We start from the raw sequence: 9,545 nt of genomic DNA, 5'->3' as shown, positions 1-9,545 counted from the left end.
ATGACCCGGCCGCTGGTCTGGCTGCTGATGTGTGTGATTCCTGCGCTGGCGACGGCGCAGGATGAGCCGTTGCGCGTGGCCTACAAGGGTGAGTTGCTGTCGCTGAATACCACTCAACTGACCGCTCGCGAGCCGTTGCCTTCGTCGCTGGATACGCCGCTGGGTAGTTTGTGGAAGGTGTTTGTCTACGCGTGGCTGGTGGATACCGGTGCGCGGGAACCGGCGTATGCATGTCGCGGGCAGTCGAAGGAAGAAGTTTATTGCTGCACCGCGGGCGGCAAGATCGAGCGTGATCAGGCGCTGGTGAAATCCTGCGGGCTGTATTTCGAGCCGGCGCGGTTGGGCATAACCGCTGGCGATTGGAGAACCTATTGGCAAGCCCGACAGGCGCCGTCGTGGTTGTTGGATTTGCCATCGGTGCAACCGGCTACTCGGGTTTCCGTGGCTGACTTGCTGAAGGTTCTGGTTTTGCTGCCGGCTCAGGAGCAGATGCGCCGTGTGCTGCTCGACGTGGTGCTGAACGCGGCGGACGGCAATGTCGTCGGCGAACTCGGTGGGCGCTTGCGGGTGAAAACCTGGAGCTGGCTCGGCGATCAGGATCCGCAATCACGTCAGGGCGGGTTCGCTGGGTGGACGGCGGATGGCTCGCCGATCTGGGCCGGTGGCCGGGGCACCAGTCAGATGGTTTTGCGGCATTATGGTTCGGCGTTAGCGACGGTGTTGCCCGCATCATGGCCGGCGGAAGCGGGGCGTTGTGTTGAGGTCGGGCTGTTCTCGCGTTATCCGGTTTCGCGGGTTCTGGCCGGTGATCGAGTGGTGAGCTCCGGCCCGTTGCAGGGCGATTACCGCGTCGAATTCGCCAATGGTAATGCGCTGGATATCCACAGCGACGGCGAGCTGTTTCTGCTCAACGACAAGCTTGTGGCTCGGCTGGATCGCGAAGAGTACGTCGCCCGTGTGCTGGAGCGTGAAGCCAAACCTGAACCGGCCGAAGCCGCGAAAGCGTTAGCCGTGGCGATCCGCACGTATCTGCTGCAAAACGCCACGCGCAATGGCGAATGTTTGAGCATCGACGACAGCAGCATTCGCCAGCGTGTTGCACCGCGTCCGGCCTCCGCCGAATCTCGCAACATCGCCGCTTGGACGGCGGACCTGGTATTGGCCGGCAGCACCGTCACCTATCACTCCGATCAACCCGGCCCCGACAAACTCGCCTGGCAGCAAGCCGTCGAGCAAGCCAATGCCGGCCAGCGTTACGACGCTATTTTGCTGCACGCCTATCCGCGCGCGAGCCTCAGTCGCTGGGACAACCCGGTGGCGTCCTGTGAAGCGCTGCCCGCCGCGCAAGACTGGCTGCAAAAGCAACGTCGCGGCTGGCGTCCGACGCTTGAAAGCGAAACCGGCTACAACGAAGTCAGCACTTTCGCCGTCTGCAAACTCGCCTTTGGCCGCCCCTTCGTCGACCGCGAACGTCAGCGCATCTACGTGCGCGGCGTGCTGTCCTTGCAGGACCGCCTCGACCTGACTCACGAATACCTGCACCTGGCCTTTGAAGCTCACCCCAATGGCCAGGATGAAACCTATATCGAAGGGCTCGCCCGTCACCTTTTGCTGGAATAGACCATGACACTCCGTTATCCACAGGTCTTGCTGTTGCTCTGCGTATTTGCCGCGGTTTCGCCGGTGATCGCTGCTGACGGCGTCAAACTCGACACCCCCGTCGGCGGTTGGCGCAGCGGCGCGCCCGAAGGCGAGGGCGAGAGCTTCCGCCAGACCGTCAACTATCCTGCCTCCTCGGTGAACACACCGCTCGGCCAGGCCAACACCGCGCGCATCAGCGGTGAAATCAAAGCCACACCGAAAAACAAAGAGCCCGGCCGACTGATCGTCAACGGCGTCAGCATGCCGCTGAAAATCGACGACAGCGGCCGCTTCGACCGCCCGTTCTCGTTTCCCAACGGCAGCAACAGCGTCGAAGTCCGCAGCCCCGACGGCCAGCAACGGCATCGCACGCAGTTTCTCAGCACCAGCGGTGGCGCTACTCCGGCCAAACTGCGGGTGTTGCTGGCGTGGGACAGTGACGGCACCGACCTCGACCTGCACCTCATCACACCTGACGGCGCACACATCTGGTACGGCGACCGCGTAGCCCCCAATGGCGCGGCTTTGGACGTTGACGTGACCACCGGTTACGGCCCGGAAATCTTCGCCATGCCGGCGCCGATCAAGGGGCAGTATCTGGTGTACGTGAATTATTTTGGTGGTGGGTATCGCGGGGATGATGAGGGTGGGGAAGAGGCGGTGCAGCCGTTGACGACCGCGCAGGTAACGGTGATTACAGAAGAGGGGACGCCTAGCGAGAAGATGGAGACGTTCCTGGTGCCGATGCGGGCGGTGGGGGAGTTGACGCTGGTGAAGTCGTTCAGTTATCCGTGACGGTAATTGGGGCAGCAGGTTGCTGCCCCAATTTCAGTATCGATCCTGATGATTAACTGGCTCAGGGTTGGGACGACAATCGATCCTGTGCAGCGTCATAAGCCGCCTCTCGCTCTCTCTTTCCGATAGCGACTACGAACACCACAATTTCGAGATCAATCACCTGATAAATCAGGCGATATCCAGCGCTTTTCAGCTTCACCTTGTAGCAATCTGGCAGCTCGCGAAGCCTGTTGGCTTCTATGCGAGGATTTTCGAGAACCTCGGAGAGTTTCTTTTTGAACTGCTCGCGAATTGTATCGCCCAGCTTGTTCCATTCCTTCAATGCACGACGATCAAACTCAAGGTTATAGGTCATCCAGACTTACCTTGACTCGCTGAGGAGCGGCAAGACGTTCAGTGACCACGGCGATAAGCGCTTCATCCTCTTCACTGAGCAATGCCGCTTTGAACGGCAATTTGCCCCGGTCCGCGACGTATTGAAGCGTTTGGCGCAGAAGCTCTGAGGGCGAAAGCCCGAGCTTTTCCAGCTCTGCGAAGGCGCGTTTTTTCAGTTCGTCGTCGATACGAATGTTGATGGATGCCATGATGGATTACCTGTAATGACGTTTGTCTTTACGGTACAAGCGCGTTTGGTATCCGGCAAGCGGCGATTCTGAATTCGGACGGTAGGCATTGGCTTTTGGCAGGCATTAAAAAGCCGGCTTGTGGCCGGCTTCTCGGGGACTGGCTTGGTTTATTTTTGGTAAACCGCGCCAGCCTTCAAAACGTACATCCGGATCTTGCGTCCGGCTGTGGGACTTGGTCAGACAGTGGTCTGCCGCGTCAGGCGTCATCTGGGCCGCTTGGCGGGTCGATGCGCGAATGTGGGGCGCAGGATACTGAGTTTTGTTGGGGATTCCCAGTGCGAAGTGCGGGATAGAGCGTTCTATCCATGAAAAATCCCGTATTTGTACCGACTATCCGGGCCGGTTGCCCCTCACGACAGAAGCAGGATCAGAGAAACGGCACCACCGGCCGCCGCTTGCCCAGCGTCGACCACCAGAACACCCATCCCAACACATGAATCCTCTGCTCTTCGATCTGTGAGGCCCGGAAGATCTCGTCCGGGTATTCGGCGCTGTTGTGGCTGCGCAGGCGCAGGGCGTTGCCGGGCATGCGGTGCAGGTATTTGATGCGCAGCATGCCGTCGTGTTCGATGGCGTAGATTTCGCCGTCCACCACCTGGGTGAGGCCGCGGTCGATGGCGAGGGTTGAGCCGTCTTCGATTTTCTCGGCCATGCTGTTGCCGATCATGTGGGTGCAGATGGCATCGGTGTGACGAATTTCCAGGGCTTCGAGGTGGCTGCGGGGCAAACGGATGGTTTGGTCCGGGTCCTTGATGACGTGGGTCTTGTCGGAACCAGGGGCAGTCGGGGCTTCCTTGTAGAGCGGCAGTTCGATGTCGTTGGTTTCGAGCACCGTGTAGACGCCGCGAATGGCATGGGCATCGAGGATGTCGCCCGACTCCGTATGCAGGTGCGGGGCGTCTTTCGGGCCTTCGCCGGTCTTCAGCCATTGGCTGTTGACGGACAGCAGGCGCGCAACTTCTTCCATGCGGTACGCGGGTACGCCCCGGGTGTACCAGTTATGAACGTTTTGGGCTTCCGTGCCCCAGAACTTTGCGAATCCCGTGGTGGTGATGTTCGCAGCTTCCAGGAGTGCCTTGAATCTTGGACCGCTAGTGTTCTTTCTCATAAACACGAGTCTACGACCGGCCTAGAGCGGTTTGAATAAACCTTGCGTTCAAAATCAGGGCAAATTTTGCGACGGGATGTAAGACGTTCTTGTGGGAAATTACACACACTAAAACTTTTCTGTAGGTCGCCATAAACAAGCTGTTTAAGAACCTTTCGGGCAGGCACAAAAAACCCCGGATCAACCGGGGTTTTCTTCAAGCGTGTCGCAGGTCGCGAGGCTTAGCCTTTGTAGGCAGCAACCGACTTGGTGATCGCGGCGCGGGCAGCGTCAGCGCCGTCCCAGCCTTCGATTTTCACCCATTTGCCTTTTTCGAGATCTTTGTAGTTCGCGAAGAAGTGCTCGATCTGCTGGATCAGCAGGGCTGGCAGGTCGGTGTATTCCTTCACGTCCACGTACAGCTGGGACAGCTTGTCGTGTGGAACGGCGATGACTTTGGCATCGCCGCCGCCGTCGTCGGTCATGTTCAGGATGCCGACCGGACGCGCGCGGATCACCGAACCTGGAGCAACCGGGTAAGGGGTCACGACCAGCACATCGAGGGGATCACCGTCGTCAGCCAGGGTGTTCGGGATGTAACCGTAGTTGGCCGGGTAGAACATCGGGGTGGCCATGAAACGGTCAACGAACAGGCAATCGCTGTCTTTGTCGATTTCGTATTTGATCGGCGCGTGGTTGGCCGGGATCTCGATCGCGACGTAGATGTCGTTCGGCAGGTCTTTGCCAGCCGGAATCTTGCTGTAGCTCATTGGGCTTTGCCCCCGTTAGTTGACCAAAAACACTTGGCCGGATTGACCAAAAAGTGGCGGCGATTATAGGCATATTCTGCCGTGGACGCCATGTACCGGAAGTCGTGCAGACCTTTACTCGTGAGCCTGATAGACCGGGTCGCTGGCCTGAAGTTGCTTCAGGCGGGTCAACGGATCCTGGCGATAGAAAAGCTGCAACTGCGCATACACCTGTGGGTAAGCCTCGTGCAACAAGTCCGGAGCGCTGAAGAAGTACTCACTGGTGACGGCGAAGAACTCAGCCGGGTTCTCGGCGGCATACGGGTCGATGGCGGTTTCGGCGTCGGGATGGCGGTCGAGCTGGCGATTGAGGTCGTCGTACGCTGACTGCATCACTTCGGCCCAGTCTTTCACCCGCATGTCGGCATGCAGCGGGGGCAGGCCGTTGGCGTCACCGTTGAGCATGTCGAGCTTGTGCGCCAGTTCGTGGATCACCAGGTTGTAGCCTTCCCAGCCACCACTGGCCATCACGCCGGGCCAGGCGAGGATGATCGGCCCTTGTTGCCACGCTTCGCCGCTGTGTTCGCCGTCCCACTCATGCTCGACGCCGCTGGCATCGCGATGGCGCTGGGGGCTGAGGAAGTCGTCGGGGTAGAGGACGATTTCGTGGAAACCCTGATACCAGTTCAGATCGCCGAGATGCAAAAGCGGCAATTGCGCCTGGGCAGCGAGCAGCAGGCGTTGTTCCTGGTGCAGCTCGACGCCGGGCAGGGCGGTCAGGTGTTTGTCTTCGAGGAACAGCACGCTGGCTTCACGCAGCCACTGGTCTTCAGCGGGCGTGATGCCATCGAGAAAACTCAGGTGATGGCGCACCCGCTGCCACAGTTCGTCGGCAATCGGGTGCCTGGCCAGAATGCGCCGGCGGCGCCAGGCGCTCAGCGACCACATCGGCTTAGTGCGATTGGGCTTTGGTGCCGCCGAAACGGCTGCGAACCACGCCGATGATCATCGGAATCAGCGACAGCAGGATGATGCCGACCACCAGCAGCGACAGGTTCTTCTTGATGAACGGCACGTTGCCGAAGAAATAACCCAGCGTCACCAGACCGCCGACCCACAAAACCGTGCCGAACACGCTGAAGCCGAAGAACCGCGGGTAAGGCATCTTCGCGACACCGGCGACGAACGGTGCAAAGGTGCGGATGATCGGCAGGAAGCGCGCCAGGGTCACGGTTTTTCCGCCGTGCTTGTCGTAGAAATCGTGGGTCTGTTGCAGATAGTCGCGGCGGAAGATTTTCGAGTTCGGATTGCTGAACAGCTTTTCACCCGCCGTTCGCCCGATCACGTAGTTGGTACTGTCGCCGAGAATCGCCGCGAGCATCAGCAAGCCCGCCAGCAATACCGGGTCCATACCGCCGCCCGCAGCCACTGCGCCGGCGATGAACAGCAGGGAATCACCCGGCAGGAATGGCATCACCACCAGACCGGTCTCGCAGAAGATCACCAGAAACAGGATGGCGTAGATCCATGGCCCGTAATTATTCACCAGCAGGTCGAGGTAAACATCGAGATGCAGGATAAGGTCGAGCGGGTTGAAATCCATGGAGGCACCTGTGGTGACGGTCTGACTCGGCAGACCTGTGCGGATGACTTCGTGTAAGCCTACAAGCGGGTGTAGTTTTTCTTACAAGCCGGAAAGATCGGGATTATACGGGCTGAGGGGTGAAAAGCGCGTTGGTTTTGTAGCGGGGGATGTCGGTGTGAATAAATGTCGGGTTGGCATTCATTTTGGGGAGGGAGTCGGCTCCCTCCCCGCAGGACACTCGGCGATCAGAGCTCGTCGCTGATCGGCAGCACGTAGTTCTTGAACTCGGTGTCTTCCTTGAACCCGATGGATTCATAGGTTTTCTGCGCCACTTCGTTGTCGGCGCTGGTGGAGACGCGCATGCGCACGGCCTGGGTTTCCTTGGCCATTTTCTTGGCGGTGCGGATCAGGTTGTCGGCTACCAACTGGCGGCGGGCGTCTTCGGCGACGTAGATGTCGTTGAGGATCCACACGCGCTTGAGCGACAGGGAGGAAAAGCTCGGGTAGAGCTGGCAGAAGCCCATGAGCTTCCTGTCGTCGTCATCGGCCAGGGCCAGGTAGATCACCGATTCCTTGCGTCGCAGGCGCTTTTCGAGAAAGGCCCGGGACGAGTCCGGATAGGGCAGGGAGCCGTAGAACTCGCGGTACTTAACGAACAACGGGGTCAGCAAATCCAGGTGTTCGAGGGTCGCTTGGATAATCCGCATGGTAGGTCTCGTCCTTCAAGTGGCTGTCTTCACGTGCTCTGACGGCGATGGGAAACCCGGGCGGCCGTGCATCGATCCTGCCTGAAACCGGCGCAGAAAGGCAATGCGGAAACGGTTCAGGCTGGGGGCAGATCGAGTAGGAAATTACTCTTCATGTCTGCACCGGCTTCCGATTCCAGCGTCTGAACCTGCGCCTCGTCCTTCAGATTGACGCCCGACAGCTGGCGCCGACAGGCTTCGCGCATCAGATACAGCAAGCGATGCGCCGCCATGCCATAGCTGAGCCCTTCCAGCCGCACATTGGAGATGCAATTGCGGTAAGCATCCGTGAGGCCGACCTTTGGATTGTAGGTGAAATATAAACCCAGGCTGTCCGGCGAACTGAGGCCCGGACGCTCTCCAATCAGCATCACAACCATTCTGGCGCCCAGCAACTGGCCGATTTCATCGCCAATCGCCACGCGTCCCTGTTCCACCAGCACCACCGGCGCAGTCGACCATTGGTCGGCGCTCATCTGTTCTTCCAGGCGGGTGAGAAACGGCAGGGTATGCCGATGCACCGCCAGTGCCGAGAGGCCGTCCGCCACCACCATCACCAGATCCACGCCGCCCGGATGCGCCTCGGCGTATTCGCGCAGGGCTCGCGCCGATTGATCGCTCAGCTTGCGCCCCAGATCCGGGCGTTGCAGGTAGCTGTTGCGATCCACCGCCGCGCTGTGCAGCAGCAGACTGTCGCGTTGGCGCTCGGTCAGTTGGGCGCTGAGCGCGGCGTGATCGAACGGCAAATGCACGGCGTCCCGCGCCTGGGCGTGGGCGTACTGGAAATCCAGCTGTGCACTGGTTGGCAGACTGGTGCCAGTACGACCGAGGGCAATGCGCGCCGGGGTCAGACGACGCAGCTCCAGACATGGGTTTTGTGGATCGACGGGTGGTTTTTCCATCTGACTCATCCCAGTTGCGCCAAGGCCTGACGAAAGGCCGGCGGCAGGTTGTTGCCGAAGCGGACCTTGCCATCCGCCTGAGTGAAAATGCCCATGTTCGCCAGCCACTGCTCGAACTCCGGCGCCGGTTTCAGGCCCAGGGTCTGGCGCGCGTAGAGCGCGTCGTGGAACGAAGTGGTCTGGTAGTTGAGCATGATGTCGTCGGAACCGGGGATGCCCATGATGAAGTTGATCCCGGCCACGCCGAGCAGGGTCAGCAGGGTGTCCATGTCGTCCTGGTCGGCTTCGGCGTGGTTGGTGTAGCAGATATCGCAGCCCATCGGCACGCCGAGCAACTTGCCGCAGAAGTGGTCTTCGAGGCCGGCGCGGATAATCTGTTTGCCGTTGTAGAGGTATTCCGGGCCGATGAATCCTACGACGGTGTTCACCAGAAACGGCTTGAAATGGCGCGCCACGGCGTAGGCCCTTGTCTCGCAGGTCTGTTGATCGACGCCGTGGTGGGCGTTGGCCGACAGCGCGCTGCCCTGACCGGTTTCGAAATACATCAGGTTCCGCCCGAGTGTGCCGCGATTGAGGCTCAGGCCCGCTTCATAACCTTCCTGCAAGATGTTCAGGTTGATACCGAAACTGGCGTTGGCCGCTTCGGTGCCGGCAATCGACTGGAACACCAGATCCAGTGGCACCCCACGGTTGATCGCTTCTATAGAGGTGGTGACGTGTGTCAGCACGCAGGCCTGGGTCGGAATGTCGTAGCGCTGGATGATCGCGTCGAGCATTTCCAGCATCGCGCAGATCGAGGCGATGCTGTCGGTGGCCGGGTTGATGCCGATCATCGCGTCGCCATTGCCGTACAGCAGACCGTCGAGAATGCTCGCGGCGATGCCGGACGGCTCGTCAGTCGGATGATTGGGTTGCAGCCTTGTGGATAACCGCCCACGCATGCCGAGGGTGCCGCGAAACTTCGTGACCACGCGGATCTTCTGCGCCACCAGCACCAGATCCTGCACGCGCATGATCTTCGACACGGCAGCGACCATTTCCGGCGTCAGGCCGGGGGCGAGGGCGCGCAGGCTGGTTTCATCGGCGGCGTCACTGAGCAGCCAGTCGCGAAAACCGCCGACGGTGAGATGGCTGACCACGGCGAAAGCCTGTTTATCGTGGGTGTCGATGATCAGTCGGGTGACTTCATCGGTTTCGTAGGGAATCAGCGCTTCCTGCAGGAAATGCGTGAGCGGGATGTCGGCCAGTGCCATTTGCGCGGCTACCCGCTCGCCATCGTTGAGCGCGGCGACGCCGGCCAGGAAATCCCCGGAGCGTGCCGGGCTGGCCTTGGCCATCACGTCCTTGAGGCTGTCGAAACGATAGGTCTGGGCGCCGACGGTATGAGCAAATGCGGCCATTGGGCGCGTTC

General features: G+C 60.1%; 11 protein-coding genes. 2 read left to right on the top strand and 9 right to left on the bottom strand.

The genetic code is table 11. The annotated features are described in order from the left end of the window. Window positions 1-1,620: a DUF2300 domain-containing protein gene (locus K3819_RS25675; protein ID WP_221398179.1), complete on the top strand. Its 1,620-nt coding sequence runs from the start codon at window positions 1-3 to the stop codon at window positions 1,618-1,620. A 3-nt stretch (window positions 1,621-1,623) separates the two neighbouring features. Further along, entirely contained in the window at window positions 1,624-2,436 is an 813-nt protein-coding gene (locus K3819_RS25670; protein WP_221398178.1) for a YfaP family protein, read from the top strand. Window positions 2,437-2,497: 61 nt separating this feature from the next. Here K3819_RS25670 and K3819_RS25665 read toward each other — a convergent pair whose 3' ends face one another. The 9 genes from K3819_RS25665 to K3819_RS25625 form a co-directional block, all read right to left on the bottom strand. Beyond that, window positions 2,498-2,794, bottom strand: a complete 297-nt coding sequence (locus K3819_RS25665; RefSeq protein WP_085612534.1) for a type II toxin-antitoxin system RelE/ParE family toxin — start codon at window positions 2,792-2,794, stop codon at window positions 2,498-2,500. Further along, on the bottom strand, window positions 2,784-3,023 hold the full coding sequence (locus tag K3819_RS25660) for a type II toxin-antitoxin system RelB/DinJ family antitoxin (protein WP_085608779.1): 240 nt from the start codon (window positions 3,021-3,023) through the stop codon (window positions 2,784-2,786). Before K3819_RS25660 ends, K3819_RS25665 begins: the two co-directional genes overlap by 11 nt. 409 nt (window positions 3,024-3,432) lie before the next feature. Next, window positions 3,433-4,173 (bottom strand): helix-turn-helix transcriptional regulator, encoded by a 741-nt coding sequence (locus K3819_RS25655; RefSeq protein WP_221398177.1) that lies wholly within the window; start codon window positions 4,171-4,173, stop codon window positions 3,433-3,435. 221 nt (window positions 4,174-4,394) lie between these two features. Further along, window positions 4,395-4,922 carry an inorganic diphosphatase gene (gene ppa / locus K3819_RS25650; RefSeq protein ID WP_007933577.1) on the bottom strand — a complete coding sequence of 176 codons (528 nt, stop codon included), beginning with the start codon at window positions 4,920-4,922 and terminating at the stop codon, window positions 4,395-4,397. A gap of 114 nt (window positions 4,923-5,036) precedes the next feature. Next, window positions 5,037-5,849: a zinc-dependent peptidase gene (locus tag K3819_RS25645; protein ID WP_221398176.1), complete on the bottom strand. Its 813-nt coding sequence runs from the start codon at window positions 5,847-5,849 to the stop codon at window positions 5,037-5,039. A gap of 4 nt (window positions 5,850-5,853) precedes the next feature. After that, window positions 5,854-6,504, bottom strand: a complete 651-nt coding sequence (locus K3819_RS25640) for a DedA family protein (RefSeq protein WP_011336118.1) — start codon at window positions 6,502-6,504, stop codon at window positions 5,854-5,856. 227 nt (window positions 6,505-6,731) lie between these two features. After that, on the bottom strand, window positions 6,732-7,193 hold the full coding sequence (locus K3819_RS25635) for an N-acetyltransferase (protein WP_042610602.1): 462 nt from the start codon (window positions 7,191-7,193) through the stop codon (window positions 6,732-6,734). A gap of 116 nt (window positions 7,194-7,309) precedes the next feature. Then, window positions 7,310-8,143: an ethanolamine ammonia-lyase subunit EutC gene (gene eutC / locus K3819_RS25630; RefSeq protein ID WP_371857729.1), complete on the bottom strand. Its 834-nt coding sequence runs from the start codon at window positions 8,141-8,143 to the stop codon at window positions 7,310-7,312. Next, the gene (locus K3819_RS25625) at window positions 8,140-9,534 is read right to left on the bottom strand and encodes an ethanolamine ammonia-lyase subunit EutB (protein ID WP_085612538.1); all 1,395 of its coding nucleotides are present in this window, start codon (window positions 9,532-9,534) and stop codon (window positions 8,140-8,142) included. The genes eutC and K3819_RS25625 overlap by 4 nt, the downstream gene beginning before the upstream one ends. Window positions 9,535-9,545: the final 11 nt, after the last annotated feature.

Source organism: Pseudomonas sp. 3-2 (assembly GCF_019710535.1).
GTDB lineage: Bacteria > Pseudomonadota > Gammaproteobacteria > Pseudomonadales > Pseudomonadaceae > Aquipseudomonas > Aquipseudomonas pharyngis.
This window is presented reverse-complemented; position numbering and strand designations above follow the sequence as displayed.